The sequence below is a fragment of the Mycobacterium sp. NGS61 genome (assembly GCF_059812325.1).
Genome location: NZ_JCALCL010000003.1, coordinates 82,913 through 100,588 on the forward strand (window position 1 = coordinate 82,913; position 17,676 = coordinate 100,588).

15 protein-coding genes are annotated in these 17,676 nt (G+C 63.7%); 5 read left to right on the forward strand and 10 right to left on the reverse strand.

What is annotated here, in order from left to right; translation table 11 throughout:
- Nucleotide 1 precedes the first annotated feature (1 nt).
- Nucleotides 2–1,360 (forward strand): tyrosine-type recombinase/integrase, encoded by a 1,359-nt coding sequence (locus tag AC5Y3Z_RS08015; RefSeq protein ID WP_473139515.1) that lies wholly within the window; start codon nucleotides 2–4, stop codon nucleotides 1,358–1,360.
- Here the strand turns inward: AC5Y3Z_RS08015 and AC5Y3Z_RS08020 are convergent.
- Together AC5Y3Z_RS08020 and AC5Y3Z_RS08025 are read right to left on the reverse strand one after the other, a co-directional pair.
- The gene (locus AC5Y3Z_RS08020; RefSeq protein ID WP_463824700.1) at nucleotides 1,357–2,433 is read right to left on the reverse strand and encodes a TIGR02391 family protein; all 1,077 of its coding nucleotides are present in this window, start codon (nucleotides 2,431–2,433) and stop codon (nucleotides 1,357–1,359) included. The genes AC5Y3Z_RS08015 and AC5Y3Z_RS08020 overlap by 4 nt on opposite strands.
- Before the next feature lie 512 nt (nucleotides 2,434–2,945).
- Complete coding sequence (locus AC5Y3Z_RS08025) at nucleotides 2,946–3,665, reverse strand: hypothetical protein (protein ID WP_463824699.1); 720 nt, start codon at nucleotides 3,663–3,665, stop codon at nucleotides 2,946–2,948.
- 457 nt (nucleotides 3,666–4,122) lie between these two features.
- Here AC5Y3Z_RS08025 and AC5Y3Z_RS08030 point away from each other — a divergent pair, with 457 nt between their 5' ends.
- Nucleotides 4,123–4,872 (forward strand): esterase, encoded by a 750-nt coding sequence (locus tag AC5Y3Z_RS08030; protein ID WP_463824932.1) that lies wholly within the window; start codon nucleotides 4,123–4,125, stop codon nucleotides 4,870–4,872.
- Between the two features lie 169 nt (nucleotides 4,873–5,041).
- On the forward strand, nucleotides 5,042–6,511 hold the full coding sequence (locus tag AC5Y3Z_RS08035; RefSeq protein ID WP_463824698.1) for a PE family protein: 1,470 nt from the start codon (nucleotides 5,042–5,044) through the stop codon (nucleotides 6,509–6,511).
- 21 nt (nucleotides 6,512–6,532) lie between these two features.
- Here the strand turns inward: AC5Y3Z_RS08035 and asnB are convergent, their stop codons facing one another.
- Both asnB and AC5Y3Z_RS08045 read right to left on the reverse strand, forming a co-directional pair.
- Nucleotides 6,533–8,449, reverse strand: a complete 1,917-nt coding sequence (gene asnB, locus AC5Y3Z_RS08040) for an asparagine synthase (glutamine-hydrolyzing) (protein WP_463824697.1) — start codon at nucleotides 8,447–8,449, stop codon at nucleotides 6,533–6,535.
- Between the two features lie 114 nt (nucleotides 8,450–8,563).
- A complete protein-coding gene (locus AC5Y3Z_RS08045) occupies nucleotides 8,564–9,130 on the reverse strand; it encodes a dihydrofolate reductase family protein (protein WP_463824696.1) in 567 nt (188 codons plus the stop codon).
- Nucleotides 9,131–9,275: 145 nt separating this feature from the next.
- Between AC5Y3Z_RS08045 and AC5Y3Z_RS08050 the strand changes: the two genes are divergently transcribed.
- Nucleotides 9,276–9,713: a hypothetical protein gene (locus AC5Y3Z_RS08050; protein ID WP_463824695.1), complete on the forward strand. Its 438-nt coding sequence runs from the start codon at nucleotides 9,276–9,278 to the stop codon at nucleotides 9,711–9,713.
- A 10-nt stretch (nucleotides 9,714–9,723) separates the two neighbouring features.
- On the opposite strand, the gene AC5Y3Z_RS08055 is transcribed toward AC5Y3Z_RS08050, so the two are convergent.
- From AC5Y3Z_RS08055 to AC5Y3Z_RS08070, 4 genes are all read right to left on the reverse strand, one after another.
- Entirely contained in the window at nucleotides 9,724–10,380 is a 657-nt protein-coding gene (locus AC5Y3Z_RS08055; protein WP_463824694.1) for a TNT domain-containing protein, read from the reverse strand.
- 85 nt (nucleotides 10,381–10,465) lie between these two features.
- Nucleotides 10,466–12,418 (reverse strand): aconitate hydratase, encoded by a 1,953-nt coding sequence (locus tag AC5Y3Z_RS08060; RefSeq protein ID WP_463824693.1) that lies wholly within the window; start codon nucleotides 12,416–12,418, stop codon nucleotides 10,466–10,468.
- 67 nt (nucleotides 12,419–12,485) lie between these two features.
- On the reverse strand, nucleotides 12,486–13,727 hold the full coding sequence (locus AC5Y3Z_RS08065) for a putative hexosyltransferase (protein WP_463824692.1): 1,242 nt from the start codon (nucleotides 13,725–13,727) through the stop codon (nucleotides 12,486–12,488).
- A 166-nt stretch (nucleotides 13,728–13,893) separates the two neighbouring features.
- Nucleotides 13,894–14,412, reverse strand: coding sequence for a hypothetical protein (locus tag AC5Y3Z_RS08070; RefSeq protein ID WP_463824931.1), 519 nt, complete (start codon nucleotides 14,410–14,412; stop codon nucleotides 13,894–13,896).
- 392 nt (nucleotides 14,413–14,804) lie between these two features.
- Here AC5Y3Z_RS08070 and AC5Y3Z_RS08075 point away from each other — a divergent pair, with 392 nt between their 5' ends.
- Nucleotides 14,805–16,052: a fatty acid desaturase family protein gene (locus AC5Y3Z_RS08075; protein WP_463824691.1), complete on the forward strand. Its 1,248-nt coding sequence runs from the start codon at nucleotides 14,805–14,807 to the stop codon at nucleotides 16,050–16,052.
- Here AC5Y3Z_RS08075 and AC5Y3Z_RS08080 read toward each other — a convergent pair.
- Nucleotides 16,037–16,858, reverse strand: coding sequence for a mycofactocin-coupled SDR family oxidoreductase (locus AC5Y3Z_RS08080; protein WP_463824690.1), 822 nt, complete (start codon nucleotides 16,856–16,858; stop codon nucleotides 16,037–16,039). The two genes, AC5Y3Z_RS08075 and AC5Y3Z_RS08080, sit on opposite strands and share 16 nt — an antisense overlap.
- A gap of 310 nt (nucleotides 16,859–17,168) precedes the next feature.
- A complete protein-coding gene (locus tag AC5Y3Z_RS08085) occupies nucleotides 17,169–17,657 on the reverse strand; it encodes a glutathione peroxidase (RefSeq protein ID WP_463824689.1) in 489 nt (162 codons plus the stop codon).
- Nucleotides 17,658–17,676: the final 19 nt, after the last annotated feature.

A 17,676-nucleotide genomic window follows, 5' to 3' on the forward strand; every position in this document is an offset into this window, starting at 1 on the left:
CATGGCGTACATACGCAGCTACGACACGAAGCAGAAGCGCAAGGGCAAGCCGGTAAAGCGGTACGAGGTGGTCTGGCGCGAACCAGCAACGGACGCAACTACAGGCCTGCCCACGGGCAAGATGCGGTCACGGCAGGAGAGCTACCCGACCCGAGAGACGGCGGAAGCTCGCCGCGACGAACTCAACAACGCGAAGCATACGACGGGTACGGCGACGCTGGGCGACCAACGAAAGGCCGGCAAGGAGACCTTCGGCTACTACGCTGCTGCGTGGCTAGCATCGCAGCGGACCAAGGCCGCTGCCAGCGACAAGCTGCGTGCTGAGACGGTGGACGGCTACGGGCGGCGACTGGCGGTGTACGCGCTACCGGCGTTCGGTGCGCGGCCCATCGCGTCGATCACGACCACCGACTGTGAAACGTACCTCGCGGAGTTGGTTGCGCGGGGGATGAGCCCGGCGACGCTTAAGCACCACTGGTCAGTGTTCAGCCATGTGTTCGCCTACGCCCGCCGTAGGCACGCGTTGGTGTCAAATCCCATTGAGGGTGTGGACTTCAGGGGCAAGAGCGCCGCACGGCGAAACAAGCGGCATCACCCGCTGACGGCGGAACAGGTTGCAGCCGTGGCGAAGAGCATCGGGGAGCGATACCCGGTGTACGAGTTGTTCACGTTGTTCGCCGCGTACACGGGACTGCGCGCTGAGGAACTGGCGGGCTGCGAAATACGGGACTTGGTGTTGAAGCCAGGCATCAACGGCGCCAGCGCCGAAATCTGCGTGCGCCGTTCCAAGAAGCGCTCAGGCGGCCAGTGGGTCGAAGACAAGCTCAAGAGCGCGACCAGCGCTCGCACGGTACCGCTGCCAGGATGGTTGGCGGGCCGGATGGCCGACTACCTGGCGGACGACCACGAACGTGCCGACGAGCCGACCGCGCCACTATGGCCCAACCGCGCACTCGGCGGGGCACGCAGGCGGGGTTGCCGTGCGGTCGCTCCGCTCGACTACTCGGAGTCGGTCGACACCGGAGCCTTCTACAAGAACCTGTTCCGGCCTGCCCTGGAGGCGGTAGGGCTGCCTGCGAGTCACCCCGCAACAGCCGATAACCCTGCCGTGCTCGGCATCCGTGTGCACGACCTCCGGCACACGGCGGCGACCCTGTGGTTGTCGGCGGGCGTTCACTTTATGCAGGCGTCGAAGTGGTTGGGACACAGCACTTTCACGCTCACGTTGGATGTCTACGGCGACTTCATCCCCGAGACTGACGGCGGTGCAATTAATCCGCTCCCCGAACCAACCGCCCCGGCAACGCAAGCCGACCTACCGAGGAACGTGGTGCCGTTATTTGGTCGGCAGGCGAACTAGGCCGAATTGTCACCCAACACACCAATTTCCCTGAAACCTTCGACCCATTCGTCATAGTAGTGCTGGACGCTCTGCATCTGCCGGACCCCCTCTCGAAGGTCTGCAGATGGCGTCTTTAAAGCCCTGCTGAGTTTTGCCAGGTCCTGGAATTCTTGACTCATCGTGGTTGCCGCGCCGACCGCTCCGATGCTTGCGTCGCGCATCTCCCGGATCGCCTCGGCCAGTATTAGAAACTCTTTCTGACCGTCTATCGACATGTCCTCGTAAGGTTGCAGGTTAATGAGCGCATCAATCCCGCCGTTCAGGTCAACCACCTGACCAACGTAGTCCGCCGCCAACTTTCGGAACTTCTGTGCTGGAGGCTTGAGCTCATTTGCGAACGTTTGCACGACTGCTAAGCGTGCAGACATGGTCGGCAAATTTCCAGCGGCAGCAACCTTCGGTGCATACGAATCGGTGATTTCTCCGAACTGTTCGAGGCAGACTGCCATCGCGTTGATCGTCGCATTCAGCTCCGGTAACCCGTCTTCGGTCGCCGCGATTAGATCGAGGGAACCTGGCTTGCCATCACCACCACCGCCATCCTCATCCCACTCCCCGCTATCGTCCGGCTCGGAGGGTTGAAGGACTAGTTGTTCCTCTGCCCGATCCAGGACTCGCATCAGCAGGCTCGCAACGGCGAGCATCTCAGCGGCTTCGTCCTCCGGAGTGTCGAGATGACCCCCGTGCCCCCGCGGATTTCGAAGTCCTTGCGCCGCGCCCATGAACAAGAATTTGTATCCCTCTCGCTCGTCCGCCTTTTGATCTTTGTCGGCGTTGGGCGAGGTAACGTCGAGCGTTGGCGCATTTTCGTTGAACACATAGGTCATTAACCGCTTACCGATTTCCGACTTGCCCGATAGCCGCTTTACGCGGTCTTCGACGGCCTTGAAAGCGTTGAAAACGGCATCGTCGTAGAGGCCGTTCGTAAACTGCCGACTGCTCGAAGCATCTATTAAGCGATGAAGGCGCGGCGCGCCTACAGGGTTTGGTCCATCGGGTGACTGCACCGTCGCCTTGCGGTTGGCCGCCATGTCGATGCGTTCCTTTCCCTGGGCCGATAGCACAAACGTTCGGGTTACCAGTGTAGGTCCTACCCCCGACAGGGTCCTCACGGTTTTGGCACCGTTGGCAGTCGCAACGAGCCTTAGTCTCGGCGGTCTACCCCGGCCTCACCCCGGCGACTGGGGGCGATTTGTAGCCGTACCGCGCTCGTACTCGACCCGTACCGGGCGACACCTAAAACACCGTCTAGCAGCCAATTTGGTGGCTCGCGGCTTTCCATTTGCGCAGGTCACAGCGCCGTTGAAAAGCGACTCATAATCCGTTGGTCGTGGGTTCGAGCCCCACCCGCCCCACACTGTGGTTGACCTGCGATGTTCGGTGCGTTGTTGCTTCGGGTGCCAAGTGACAGTATTTCGGCGGATGCTCGACAGTTGTTTCGGCTGATCCCTCACACTCCTTCGTATGAAGGGACGGAGTATGGCCGAGGTCGTGATGTTTGTCCGATTCCGGTTATCTGCTCGTCCTGTCCAAGCCGGTCAGCTCACTCCTCGAGGGCAGCCTGCTCGACGGTGGGCTTGGAACGCACCGGCGGCCGCGTCGACCGCCGCCTGGGAATGCGCTCGGTGATGCCACTGAGCGAGTTGACCATCCTGTTGAGGGTATCGACGGCAGACTCAAGGGTGTCCGCGGTGGGCGTCATCCTATCCATGGCGGGCTGTAGCCGGCTCAGGATTTCAGCGGCTTCGGTGAGTTGTTCAAGCGGTCCGTTCTTGGCGAGCAGCTTGTCGACGATGCCGTCCTCGGCAAACATCCGCTCGATGATGCCGTCCTCGGCGAGCATGCGCTCTATCGGTCCGTCCTCTGCGAGCAGCCGTTCTACGAGCCCGCCAGGCGCGAGGATCCGCTCCAGCGAGGCGCTACCTCCGACAGATGTCCGATCGAGTAACCCGCCGGGCGCGGTCAACAAATCGACCACCCCCCCGGGACGCATCAGCTTGTCCGCCGGCCCGCCGCGGACCAGAGCGCGCCCCATCGCCCTATCTTTTTCGGTGAATTCGGCGACTCGGTTCGCGCCTACGAGTGCGCCGCGTATTGGTAGTAGATCGGTAATCGGGTCTACCGATTTCGGGCCGTCCTCGCCCATCGATTGCTTCACGGCCCCGAGCGCCATGGTCGCAGCGGCGAGTCCCGCGTCGGCCACTTTGACGCCGGCCCGGACGGGGGCTATCACTACACCGACAAGGAGCTCGTTGATGTTCACTCGGCAACTTTATAGCTCAGTATTGTCACCGAGGAATGGCCCATTTTTTCGGTGACGTGACCCATGGGCAAAGAGCGGAACTCGGCTCGCGGGGAAGAAGGCGCGGTCAACCGATAGGGCGGGAACGGTGGGCAAGTACGGCGGGGGTGCAGCTGTCCGCGCCCCTGGCCTGGCGCGTCAGCGGGACAGGTTGGAATCCGCGAAGTCAACGGCAAAATCTTCGCGCAACCAGGGGCGACACGCTGTGGACTGCATTGCACCTAGATCCGCATTGCCCGAAGACAACCAAGCTGATCCCGCTGCACAAATGTCGGGGCCGCCACCCGCACGCCCCGCCCGAGCTTCCACCCGCACGTCGCCAACCAGCGCAAACCCCGGCGGATTTACCTCCCACAAGCACTTCACGCTAACGTCGCATGCGCGGCGCGCTGCCGCGTTTGCTCGGAGGGATTCACATATGCGCCTGTTCAACGTCGCCGTACTCGTCACGGCTGGCACCATCTTCAGTTCTCCTGCCCTCGCGGTAGCCGCACCAAAGGATTACTGCGCCGACCTCAAGGGCAACAGCACCGGCAGCTCGTGTGAGATCCAGGTCACCGACCCCGCGTACACCGTCGACATCAGCATCCCGCTCGATTACCCCAACCAGCAGCCGATTGCTGACTACATCTCCCAGACCCGCGAGACGTTCATTAACGCGGCCAAAGGCGCGCCCCAAGGCCAACCCGCCGAGCTGAAGATCAAGCCGTCGGAATACAGCTCGGCAATTCCGCCGCGCGGCACGCAGGCTGTGGTGTTCAAGGTGTACCAAAACGTGGGCGCACAACCGCGGACCACGTTCAAGGCGTTCAATTACGACCAGACCTATCGCAAGGAAATCCTCTACACGGCCAAGCCGGACGACAAGAAAAATACGCCGTTGTGGCGGGTCGACGATCCGCTGAGGGTCGTAGCGCCCGTCGTCCAAGCGGAACTGCAGAAGCAGCAAGCACCGCCCGCACCGCCCGCGCAACCGGGACAACCGGCCACGACCGCACCGGCGCCGGCATTGCCGATCTCACAAGCCGCGTTGAACGACCCCGCCAACTACCAGAATTTCGCGGTGGTCAACGAAGGGGTGATCTTCTTCTTCGACCAGGGCACCCTGCTGCCCGACGCGGTGCAGGTGTTGGTGCCCCGGTCGGCGATCGACCCGATGCTTGCTTGACGACCCACCTCGCACCCGCAGCACCTCAGTCCCGCTCGAACAAACTGAGGTAGCCAACTACTCAATCCCACCGCGATTCCCCTGGATACGGTCGAAATCTCGACGTCGTCCAGGTCGGCGAAGTAACCCCGGACACCGTCCCGGGCCGATACGCGGTAGGAGAACAGCAGTGTCGTACGTATTTGCTGTGCTGGATTGGGTGGGCTCGGCGGCCGCGGACATGGCGCGCATCGGATCGTCTCTGCAAACCGCGAATGCGTCCGCGGCGGTCTCGACCAGCACCGTCCTCAGTGCGGCCGGGGACGAGGTCTCCGCCGCAATCGCCGCCATGTTCTCCGATTATGGGCAGGAGTATCAGGCGCTCAGCGCCCGGTTGTCGACATTCCACGATCAGTTCGCGGCCGCTCTGTCCGGGGCAGGAACTGCCTACGCTGCGGCCGAGGCGGCCAGCGTAAACCCGCTGGAAGCCCTTGCGCAGGGCGTGCTGAACGTGATCAACGCGCCCACCAACGCTTTGCTGGGCCGTCCGCTGATCGGTAACGGCGCCGACGGCGCGGCCGGGACCGGTCAGAACGGTGGCGCAGGCGGATTGTTGGTCGGCAATGGCGGCGCCGGCGGCTCAGGAGTTGCCGGTGCTGGCACCGGCGGGCGAGGCGGCGATGCCGGGTTGTTCGGCGACGGCGGCCGCGGAGGGGCCGGTGGAATCGGGTCGACCGGAATCCAGGGCGCCGACACCGTCACGCGCAACGGAGGCATCGGCGGCACCGGTGGCCGGGGCGGGGCCGGCGGCACCGGCGGATTGCTGTGGGGCAACGGCGGTGCCGGTGGCACCGGAGGTGCCGGTGGCTGGGGAGGCTACGGCGCCACGGCCCCGAACGCCGGGGTTGCCGGGGGCACCGGGGGCAACGGCGGCACCGGAGGTATGGGCGGACCCGGCGGCGCCCACCTGTCCCTGCTCGGCCACGACGGCGCCGCGGGACAACTGGGCGACGGCGGCCGCGGCGGCAACGGCGGCAGTGGCTCCATCTACGGTGGCACCGGCGGCCTCGGCGGTGACGGAGGCATGGGTGCCAACGGTGGCCGCGGCGGCGACGGCGGCAGTGTCTCGGCCGAAGCGAGCGGCACGAATAGCACCGACATCACCGGCGGTATCGGCGGCAAAGGTGGCACCGGCATCGCCGGAGTTGGCGGAGACGGCGGCAACGGAGGCAGCGCGTACATCCGGGCCGGCAGCGGATCCGGAAACGCCGTCGGCGGCCAAGGCGGGATGGGCGGCACCGGGACCACCGTCGGCGGAGACGGCGGTGACGGGGGACCCGGCTCGCTCATGGGTTACGACTATGGCCCAGGCGGGGGAAGCGGTTATGCGATCGGCGGTGCCGGCGGCATGGGTGGAACCGGCCCTACCGGCGGCCGCGGCGGCGACGCCGCTTACGCCTTGAACTGGGGAAGCGGCACCGCCACCGGCGGCCACGGCGGCTACGGCGGTACGGGCAATCCTGGTCACGGAGGTAGCGGCGGAGAGGGCGGCGACGCCATGGCGACCACGCTGGCAAAAGCCTCCGCAGGCTCTGGTGGCATGCCCGGAACCGGGGGAGGCGGCTCAGTCGGCGAGTGGGGAACGGCCAGCAAGCTGTAGGTCCCGGACAACAGACGCGATTTACGTCATCGAAAACAGCTGCTGCATCACGATCACGCTCGCCACCCGCTGCAGGCCGCCTTCTACTGCGATCCGCTGATCGTCGGGCGACTCGAGCAATTGATCGAGCGCCGTGGAAACTCTGTTCATGTCGTAGATCGGCTGGTCTTTCGCCGCTTTCGAAGCAAAAGTATCCCGGTAGAAAGCGAGCATCGGGTCGTTCGGGTCGCGCGTCGGCGGCGTGGTGAACGGATGCTTCTGTCGGTCGTACACCTCGGGTATCAGCACGTCTTTCGCCGCTTCGCGCAGCACATGCTTTTCGCGAATTCCCTTGATTTTCATGCTGACTGGCACGCGGGCCGCGGCCTCGGCGACACGGTGGTCCAGGAACGGCACCCGCCCTTCGATGGAGTGCGCCATCTCCATCCGATCGGCCAGGTAATTCAGGATGAAGTTCGGCAGGACCGTTTTGGCGTTGATGTACAGCACCTGATTCAGGTGATCGCGTGCAGTGACGCGCTGTGCAATCGGCAACCGATCCAGCGACGACACCAGCGGCTGGTACGCCCGGACCCAGTCCGGCAGGTCGTCGCGCAATAATGGCGCCACGCTATTGGTCTGCGCCGCACCGACATTCAGCGTTGCCGGCAGCCAGCCGAGTCTGCGCTCCACCGCCTGCATCTCGGGGCTGCTCACCTGTTCGGGCATCATCAGCGCACGCGTTGCAGCATTGGCGCCGAGCATCTCATCGAGGAGTTTCAATCTCTGGTCGGCGCGCAATGTCTTGTCGTCGTTCAGCGCATCGACGCGGTAGTAGGGATACCCGCCCAGCATCTCGTCGGCGCCCTCACCGGTGAACACCACCTTGATGCCGGCGGCCCGGACGGCACGGCTCAGCAGATACTTGGCCACGCCGTGGCCGTTGAACATCTGCGTCTCGGCATGCCAGATCGCATCCGCGAAGGACTCGGCGATCTCACGCCCGGTGATCGGAATCGGGTGATACGTCGCACCGACCCGCTTGGCCTGTTCTTCGGCGACCCGGGCCTCGTCGTAAAGCGGATTCTCGAAGGTGAGGGTGAACGCGCGAATGGGCCGGTTCAGTTCCTGCTGCGCCAGCCCCAGGACGGCACACGAGTCGATGCCACCGCTGAGATACGACGCGACCTCGACATCGGCGACCAGCCGCTCCCGCACCGCGTCCTGCAGCGCGTGACGGAAGTCGGCGACGACCTCTGCTTCACTTCGTGTGTCTGCGCGCATCTGATCAGCCGTCGGGATCTCCCAATCCCAGTACGCATAGATGCGGACAACGCCATCTCGCGCAATCGCATAACACCCCGGCGGCACGGTGCTGATTCCGGCGAACTCGGTCTTCTCGTGGGATCTGCCGAACCCTCCGGTAGCACCCTCGAGGTCCCATCGGGCCGGCACGCCCAACGCCAGCAACGCCTTGATCTCCGACGCGAAGTACACGTCGCCGTCCACCGCCGCGTAGTAAAGCGGTTTGACGCCGAACCGATCCCGGATCGCATACATGGCGCGCTGCCGTTCGTCAGCGATGATCACCGCGAACTCGCCGCGCAGCTGCGTCGCCGCCTGGATACCCTGCTCGGCGTAGAGGTGCAGCGCGATCTCGCTGTCGCTGGCGGTGGAGAACGAATACCCGTTGGCACGAAGGCGCTCGCGAATCTCGCGGTAACCGTAGAACTCACCGTTGACGACCAGGTGCACCACGCCATCCGGGCTTGTCATCGGCTGAGTCCCGTTGTGCAGACCGATGATTGACAACCGTGTGTGTCCGAGCGTCCACTGCCCGTCGCGCGAGGTCCAGGTGCCACAGCCATCGGGCCCGCGGTGCTCCAACAGCTTGAGCGCGGCGTCACGCCGCTCGGTCGCAAGGCCGCGGCGCGTCATCGCAGCGAAGATTCCGCACATCGGTGTGCCCTTTCAAGACGTCCACGGTCACGCGCCAACTGGGCACGAACACACGTCACCGAGTCGGCAACGCTGCTGTTGGAGCCTAACGCCGCGGGCCTTCCGGCCAGCACATCAGTCGTGTTTCGCTGCGTACCGCAGCAGGACCGTGCCACCCGGAAAGGTGCGATTCTCCAACAGCCGCAACGAGATCCACGACGGCAGTGTCGGGAAGAACGGGATGCCGCCGCCCACCGCGGTGGGCGCCACCACCAGCCGGTATTCATCCACCAGTCCGGCCGCAACGATCGGTGCGGCCAGCGTCGCGCCGGCCACCTCCAGGGTGCCGTCGGTGTCGGCCTTCAGCTTGCGCACCACCTCGACCGGGTCGCCGCGTTCCAGCCGGGAGTTCCAGTCGACGGACTCCAGGGTGCGCGAAAACACGACCTTGGGCATATCGCGCCAGGTGCGGGCGTAGTCGACGATGAATGGGGTGGCGTCCGGGTCCTGGTCGGCGGTCGGCCAGTACGCGGACATCAGTTCGTAGAGTCGCCGCCCGTAGAACGACAGGGCGGTCTCCCGCTCGAAGTCGTTCCAGTACTGGTGCAGTTCGTCGCTTGGTGCAGACCAGTCGATGTTGCCCTGCGCGTCGGCGATGTACCCGTCCACCGACACGTTGAAGCCATAGATGAGTTTGCCCATGCAGATCAGACTGCACCGCAGGACCACATTCATCGCGGCGCCACGCGAGCGGGCAAGACTGCACGCAACGGGCAACTCCATTTACTCCGTCACTGTGCTATAGCAAATTGAGGAGCTCACACGTCATCAGGGAGGACTCGGCGTCATGTCAATCTCACGAGGCATCGTCACACTCGCCCTGCTTGCCGGGTGGGGGACCGTCGGGTCCGCCGGAACCGCGTGGGCGGCACCCGTAATGAGCGGACACTACCTGTCGACCGTGATTTCGGATTCGGGTGAGATCACCACGAGCGATTGGTATTTCACCCCGTGCGGGGAAGGGTGCGCGTCGGTCGCCAACACACCCGGCGCCCCAGCCTTCGGCAACGCGCGCATGGTCAACGGTCAGTGGACACTGGTCTGGCATTCGGACGCGTTCTGTCCGGGCGGATCGCGGGTTCCCGACGTGTACGTCAGCTACGCCACCTGGGATCCGATCACCCTGGAAGGCAAAGACGACTCAGGCATCGCCACCCCGATCTGCGGGTCGGGTGGTAGGCCGCCGCGCGTGACGCAGCATCTGCAACTCACTGCAGTCGGGTGAGCGGCTTGGGTTAGCCGTCGAGCCCGTACTTCGGCGGCACCTCGATGAGCTGGCCGGCGGCCAACAGGTCTTTCACCCTGGTGTTGCCGAGAAAGTACTGGTAGCCACCGCCCGGCTGGCCGGCGAAGTCTTTGATTTTCCCGTACTGGACCGTCAGCTCTTTCACGACGCAGTAAACGTGATAGTTGGCTTCGGGGGAGCCCTTGTAAGTGTTGAGGGATTGCGGCGGCAAACCCCGAGACGCGAACGGGGTGTGCTTCTCGTTGGCGAGGAAGTTCGCTTCGTCGGGTTTCCCGAACCGGTCGAACAAGTGACCCTTCTTCATGGTGAACGGCTTAGCTTCACCGGCGAACCCGAAGTTGGTCGGCCATTTCCACCCGTTGGTTTGGTCGTAGTACTTGTCCAGAAAAGCTTTGGGTTCCAGCGGCGGCGTGCCGAGTCGTTGGTAACCGACCAGCAGTCGCTTCACCGGCCCGGTGGGCAGAGTGTTGGGTCCCAGGATGTTGCCGGAATACGGGGCCGGGACGGGGAAAGGCTGGGAGTCTGCCGCTGCGGGTTCTCCGGTCCCGGCTTCCGGGCACTGCTGGTCCGCCTTCGCGGTAGCGGGAGATACGAGAGAAAGGCACACTGCGATCAACGCGCCGATGACCAGAGATTGGCTCCGCATCCAAAGCTCCTTCAGATTTGCTGTCTAGGCCCGAATATGGACCCTAGCGGATCGCTGCGTTGTCGTCCTCCGGTTCGCCCGGCCCCTACTTCTCCTCTTCCGCAATCCGCGGAATCAACCCACCGGCCAACACATCTTTCACCTGGCGCGGTGAAAGTCGGTGTCGCACAGTAAAAGTCGAGTCTCTATCGACGATCGAGACCTCGAAAGACTCCTCTTTCTCCAGCTGATCGAGCCCCTCGATGCGCAGTTTGTCGTCCTGGTCGACAGCGTCGTAGTCATCCGGATCGTCGAACTCGAGTGCCAAAATCCCGTAGTTGGCCAGGTTTTGCCAGTGGATGCGCGCGAACGACTTGGCGATCACCACCCGCAGCCCCAGATAGCGCGGTGCGATCGCGGCATGCTCGCGAGACGAGCCCTGCCCGTAATTCTCGCCGGCCACGATGATGTGCCCTGTCTCCTCAGCCTCCTGCGCCCGCTTCGGGTAGGAGTCGTCGACCCGCATGAAACTGAACTCCGCCAGCTTCGGGATGTTGGAGCGGTAGGGCAGCGCCTGCACGCCGGCCGGGGAGATCTCATCTGTCGAGATGTTGTCCCCGACTTTCAGTAGCACCGGCGCCTCCACCTCGTCGGGCAAGGGCGACAGTTCCGGCAGGCTGGAGATGTTCGGTCCCTTCACCGGCTCCACCTTGGCCGCCTCGTCGGGATCCAATGGGGGTACGAGCATGGCGGTATTCACCGAATTCTCTTCGGGCAGATCAAGTTTCGGGTAGTCCATGCCGACATCAGCAGCCCAGTCCCGCGGATCAGTGATCCGTCCCGTCAACGCCGACGCCGCAGCGGTTTCCGGCGAGCACAACCAGACCGCGTCTTCCTTCGTGCCCGACCGGCCCGGGAAGTTGCGCGGCATGGTGCGCAATGAGTTGCGACCCACCGCCGGCGCCTGGCCCATGCCAATGCACCCCATGCAGCCGGCCTGGTGGATGCGGGCGCCGCCCATGACGAGTTCCAGCGTCGCGCCCATCTTCGTCAGGTCCGCCAGGATCTCTCGGGACGTCGGGTTGATGTCGAAGCTGACCTCCGGGGCGGTTTGGCGCCCAGCGACCATCGCCGCCGCGATCGCGAAATCGCGCAACCCCGGGTTGGCGCTGGACCCGATCACCGCCTGTGCAATCTCCTCGCCGGCCACCTCCCGCACCGGCACCACATTGCCGGGCGAGGACGGCTTTGCGATCAGCGGCTCGATCTCGGACAAATCGATGGTGTCCTCGACGTCGTACTCCGCCCCGTCGTCGGCCAGCAACTCGACCCAGTCGTCTTCGCGTCCCTCGGCGCGCAGGAACGCCTTGACGGCGTCGTCACTGGGGAACACCGTCGTCGTCGCACCGAGCTCGGCCCCCATGTTCGCGATCACGTGCCGGTCCATCGCAGTCAGGTTCGCCAACCCCGGACCGTAGTACTCGATGATCCGATTCACCCCACCCTTGACGTCATGTCGGCGCAGCATCTCCAGGATCACGTCCTTGGCCGAGCACCACTGCGGAAGTTCGCCCTCCAACCGGATGCCCCACACCTCGGGCATGCGGATATGCAGCGGTCGTCCGCTGATGGCTAGCGCCACCTCGAGTCCGCCGACGCCGATCGCAAGCATGCCCAACGATCCGGCGGCCGGGGTGTGCGAGTCCGACCCCACCATGGTCTTGCCGGGGATGCCGAAGCGCTGCATGTGCGTGGGATGCGAAACGCCGTTGCCCGGTTTGGAGAACCACAGCCCGAACCGCTGGGCTGCGGTGCGCAGGTACTCGTGATCCTCGGCGTTCTTCTCGTCGCCCTGCAGCAGGTTGTGATCGACATACTGCACGCTCACATCGGTCTGCGCCCGGTCGAGTTTGAGTGCTTCGAGTTCCTGCATCACCAGCGTGCCGGTTGCATCCTGGGTCAATGTCTGGTCGATATGGATCGCGATCTCTTCGCCCGGTGTCATCTCGCCGTCTTCTAGGTGCGAATCAATCAGTTTCTGGGCGACATTCATGGACATGGTGGCTCCCTCCAGATGCGCGACAGTGCATTCAAAAGCGGAATACCCTCGAATGGCCGCGTCTAGCTCACCCGACGAAATCCTTCGTCACGTACAGGTAGTGGATGATCGTGGCCTGCGCGACGAGCATGGCCAGCGCGATGGTCACTACCACCACCCGCGCTGGTCGGTACTTCGCGTATATCAAAGCCAGGACAAGGTAAATACTCAAACATGGCAGCGCATAGCGGTGGACGGCCACCAAACTGCTGTTGATCGAAAAGAAGACGATCGAGCACAGGCCGAAAATACCGAGCGGAATGCCCTTGCCCCGGTACCCCCATAACAGGTAGATGGAGCAGGCGAAGAGCACGGTGAGACACAACAGGGGAATGGCGAAATTCACGGTGATGTCATTGTCGAAACCGCGCGGGCCGAAGACAGCTTTGCCGGCTTCCCGGAAGTTCCGGTAGAGGGTAAAGACGACGTTCGGTTCGAACGTCAGGTAATTCCACGATTTGTCCGTCTTGTAGGCACTGAACATGGCGAAAAAGTCTCGGCGCACATCCAGCAAATAAAAGCCGTACAGTAGAAATCCTGCAGGTGCCAGCAGAAAGTAGGCAAGGTTGCGATTGATCGCCGCGCGGACACGCCACCGGTAGGCGCGAAGGTATTCCAGTCCGCACAGCCCGACAAAGAGGAGCGACGGCAGCCGCGTTGCCGTCAGAAATGCCAGCATGACCGCCATCGGGAGCCAGCGTCGTTGCAGTGCAAAGGCATACGCCCAGAATGCGAGTGCGACAAAGACAGCCTCGGTATAGAACTGGTGCATGAAGATCGCGGCCGGTGCCGCGAGGAACATCACCACACTGACGAAGCGGTATTTCGTCAACCCGAATTCGCGGCAGATGGTCAGCAGCGCCGCAATGGCGAAGCCGAGAGCAACAGTATTGACCAGCAAACAGAGCTGAGGATACGGAATGCTGTGAAACGTGACGGCCGACAGGGCGCCGACGATCGAAGGGAACAGCGGATAGAAAGCGGGCGACATCGGATTCTGGGTGTAATGCTCGTGGAGGATATTCAGATACCAGACCGCATCCCACTTCATGATGTGCTCGAGGAAGCCAGTCCTATCCGGGAGCAGCAGGGCGCCGAGCAGCGTGGCGAACGTTTGCCACCCCAGCGCCACAATGAATGCGATCGCAATATCGGAAGCCAGGACCGCTTTCAGCCATCGGTTGCTCGCGGTGGGCGTGGGCGTCGGCGCAGCCGCTGAATCGGCCGCGTGCTGAGCGACCGAACGCTCAGCCACGACTTCTTGCGTCACCCGATCCTGCTTGCGCTCGGCCCGTACGTCATGCGCCCTCCTCGACAGGCGTCGCTGCAATGTGCCTGCGCCGCCGATTCGTGTTTACCTACCCACTTGCGCAGAAATTTCCACGCTGAGGTGGAAGCGCGCTATCGACGCTCAGGAAGCTTGCCCGGTCAGGCGCCTACGAGCAAAACGTGTAGCCGATGAACTGCCGGTCAGCGGTACCGGAGGGGTAGTTCGTATAGTGCGCCGCGGGCATTCCGTTGTACTGGGCGTTCATCTGCTGTACCGCTGGCGGGGGAACACCCTTACCGAAGGCCAGAATCAGATCCGCGAATATCTTGAGGCCCTCGCGGCAACCGGAGTTCGCCCGCGGCGGCTGCGGGTTCCACGCATGCACGACGACCTCATGGGTGACCTGGTAGCCGGCGGCGCAATTGGGATCGCAGATCTTGAAGACGGCCACGCCGGTCCCGTCGGCACCCTGGGACCCCCAGGAACTCCACACGACGTCCTGCAGTGCGACGGCGACGCTGGCGCACCCCACGATCTTGAGCTTGCCCGGCCGTTCGTCCGGCGGGACCGTGCGGCTGTAACAGCCGGGAATGGCGAAGGTCGTCGCCGGGGTCGCGGTGTGCACGGGCGTCCTATCCGGGTGGCGCGTCACCTGTGTGGCAACGACCCCGACACCACCGATCATCGCGACTACCAAAGCGAAGAAGACCGCTGCTCGGGTGCCGCGGGGTGCCGCACGCCCCCGGCTCGACCAACGGTCGGTGGATTTGACGCTCACGGCCAACAGGTTTACCGCGTTAGGCCACAATCACACCCGATTGCGCGGGACTGTTAACCGAGTCGTCATGCCGCGCGGGCCGTGCGACACCCACCACCGGGGCCCGGCATGCGCAGGAATCCCAGATCTTCTACTAACCTGGGGCATCAGCACGAGCCATCATCAAGGCGTGACGCGTTGATTCGCCGGCCGGTGGGATGGCGATAAGAAAGTCAGCGATCGAGCGGGGGGCTCGGTCGTCGATCAGACACCCGCCAGCAGTGCGGCGGAGATGTCTACTCAGCACAGGGGGACAAACCATGGCGATTACGGATGTGCCGGCCTTCGCCCACTTGACCGATGCCGACATCGAGAACCTGTCGGTCGAACTCGACTCCATCCGCCAAGACGTCGAAGACTCCCTGGGCGCGCGCGACGCCCGCTACATCCGCCGTACCATTGCCGCCCAGCGCGCACTGGAAGTCGCCGGCCGGGTGCTGCTGGCCGCCAGCGCGAAACGCGCTGGATGGTGGGCCGGAACGGTGACGCTTGGTCTGGCCAAGATCATCGAGAACATGGAACTGGGCCACAACGTCATGCACGGCCAGTGGAACTGGATGAACGATCCCGAGATCCACTCCACCACGTGGGAATGGGACATGAGCGCGGCCTCCAAACACTGGGTCGCCGCCCACAACTTCCAGCACCACAAGTTCACCAACATCCTCGGCATGGACGACGACGTCGGTTACTTCGTCCTCCGGGTCACCCGCGACCAACCGTGGCAGCGCTACCACCTGGGCAACATCCTGTTCAATGTGCTGCTATCGATCGCGTTCGAGTGGGGAATCGGCTTGCAGACCGTCGATGTGGAGAAGCTCTTGCGGTCCGGCCCGGAACGCGACACCACCTGGCAGCAGACCCGCGAGTTCACCACCAAAGCGTTCAGGCAGCTGGTCAAGGACTACGTTGCGTTCCCCGCGGTCACATCGTTGTCGCCGCGTGCGACGTACGCATCGACGCTGAAAGCCAACGCGGTGGCCAACGTCATCCGCAACGTCTGGGCCAACGCGGTGATCTTCTGCGGCCATTTTCCCGACGGCGCAGAGAAGTTCGCGAAAACCGACATGGTGGGCGAGACCAGGGGCGAATGGTATCTGCGCCAGATGCTGGGCAGTGCCAATTTCGAAGCCGGGCCGCTGCTGCGTCTGCTCAGCGGCAACCTGTGCCACCAGATCGAGCACCACCTGTTCCCCGACTTGCCGAGCAACCGGTTGCATGAGGTGTCGATCCGAGTGCGCGCATTGTGCGACAAGTACGACTTGCCTTACACCACAGGACCATTCGCGATGCAGTACGCCAAGACGTGGCGTACCATCGCCAAATTGTCGTTGCCGGACGAGTACCTACGCGACACCGCCGACGACGCTCCGGAAACCCGCAGCGAGCGGATGTTCGACGATCTGGAGCCCGGCTTCGGCGCCACCGATCATCGGACGGGGCGCCGCCGCGGACTGCGAACAGCGATTCAGCGTCGCCGGGGAGCCAAAGCTCAGATCTTCAGATAGCCCTTCTCGGCGGGAATCTGCGCTGCGGTGACCAGCGACGAGGCGTCACCGGCCAGCCAGACCACGATGTCGGACACCAGGTTCGGGTCGGCCAGCGCATCCGTCGGCAACGCGCCCGGCGAGAAGCTGTGGATGAAGGTCGGATGGTCCTGGAACAGCTGATACATCGACAGGTCGTTGCCCATCGGAGTATCGGTGCCGTACGGGTGCACCGAGTTGACCCGGATACCGAACTCGCCGAGTTCGACGGCCAGCGAATTGGTCAGACCGACCACGCCGAACTTGCTGGCGCAATAATGCCCGCAACCGGGCACGGCCTTGATCCCGGCCGCCGAGCTGATGGTAATGATTGATCCGCCATTTCCCGCTGAGATCATCGGCGGCACAACTGATTTGATGGTATTCCACAGGCCGGTCAGGTTGATGTCGATAATGTCCTGCCACTGCTGAGCCGAGATCTCCCACAGCCGGCCCCAATTGAGCACCGCCGCATTGGCCACCACGATGTCGAGCCGGCCGAACTGCTCGATCGCCTTGGACACCAGGCGTTGCTGGCCTGCCAGATCACGGACGTCGACTTCTTCGGCCAGGATCTTGCGGCCTTCGCCTTCGACCAGGCCCACGGTCTCAGCGAGATCCTCCGGGCTGGCCGGGGGATACCCGTTGTGCTCGGCCACCGGGGAACACGCATCGAGGGCGACGATGTCTGCACCGGCCCGGGCGAGGCGCACACAGTGCGACCGGCCCTGGCCGCGCGCGGCGCCAGTCACGTACGCGACCCGGCCCGCTAATGGGTATCCGCTCATCCCGGCAGCTCCTTTGCTTACGGCCTGTCAGCTGGCCGAAAGTGAATGGTAGCCGCCTGCCGCGCCGCGCCGCATGCAGCGACCTGCCGCGGAAATCACCGGGATGGCGCCAAGGCGGATCAAAGGTGTTGCAGCCCGTACGCTTTCAGAGGTCCGTCACCGACCGTGCGGGCCGCCGCCGACCTACCGCGACGGGGAGTTGCGGCTGTCCTTCGTCGTGACCAACATTCAGCAGAATGGCTCCATTCCGAATCTGATGTTCGTCAATGAGGACGGCAACTGCGGGTTGTCCAGTCCATCCGCGACACCGCTAGCGGGGAAGCACCTCCTCGATAGCGCTGATGACCTCGGGCGCGTCCGGTTCGGTACGGGGCCGAAACCGCTTGACCACTTCACCGTCCGGTGCGATCAGAAATTTTTCGAAGTTCCACTGAATGTCGCCGGCGTTGCCTTCGGAGTCGGCGGTCTTGGTCAGCTCGGAGTAGAGCGGGTGGCGGTTCGCGCCGTTGACGTCTGTCTTTTCCAGCAATGGGAACGTGACCCCGTAGGTCGTCGAGCAGAACGTCTGAATTTCTTCGGCCGTTCCCGGCTCCTGGCCCATGAACTGATTGCAGGGCACGCCGACGACGGTGAGCCCCCGGTCGCGGTAGTCCTTGGCCAGCTTCTCCAACGCCGCATACTGGGGGGTGAGTCCGCACTTGGAGGCGACATTCACGACAAGTGTTGCGCCGTCGGACAATTCGGTGAGCGTGGCCGGCTTGCCATCCAGGGTGGTCAGGGCGATATCTTTGAGGGTCACGTCGACGACGCTAACACCT

Coding starts and splice junctions, on each gene's coding strand:
- AC5Y3Z_RS08060 (WP_463824693.1), bottom strand. CDS start 12,418: ATGTCCATGAATGTCGCCCAGAAACTGATTGATTCGCACCTAGAAGAC.
- AC5Y3Z_RS08020 (WP_463824700.1), bottom strand. CDS start 2,433: ATGGCGGCCAACCGCAAGGCGACGGTGCAGTCACCCGATGGACCAAAC.
- AC5Y3Z_RS08080 (WP_463824690.1), bottom strand. CDS start 16,858: ATGAGCGGATACCCATTAGCGGGCCGGGTCGCGTACGTGACTGGCGCC.
- AC5Y3Z_RS08045 (WP_463824696.1), bottom strand. CDS start 9,130: ATGGGCAAACTCATCTATGGCTTCAACGTGTCGGTGGACGGGTACATC.
- AC5Y3Z_RS08030 (WP_463824932.1), top strand. CDS start 4,123: ATGCGCCTGTTCAACGTCGCCGTACTCGTCACGGCTGGCACCATCTTC.
- AC5Y3Z_RS08050 (WP_463824695.1), top strand. CDS start 9,276: ATGTCAATCTCACGAGGCATCGTCACACTCGCCCTGCTTGCCGGGTGG.
- AC5Y3Z_RS08070 (WP_463824931.1), bottom strand. CDS start 14,412: ATGATCGGTGGTGTCGGGGTCGTTGCCACACAGGTGACGCGCCACCCG.
- asnB (WP_463824697.1), bottom strand. CDS start 8,449: ATGTGCGGAATCTTCGCTGCGATGACGCGCCGCGGCCTTGCGACCGAG.
- AC5Y3Z_RS08015 (WP_473139515.1), top strand. CDS start 2: ATGGCGTACATACGCAGCTACGACACGAAGCAGAAGCGCAAGGGCAAG.
- AC5Y3Z_RS08055 (WP_463824694.1), bottom strand. CDS start 10,380: ATGCGGAGCCAATCTCTGGTCATCGGCGCGTTGATCGCAGTGTGCCTT.
- AC5Y3Z_RS08075 (WP_463824691.1), top strand. CDS start 14,805: ATGGCGATTACGGATGTGCCGGCCTTCGCCCACTTGACCGATGCCGAC.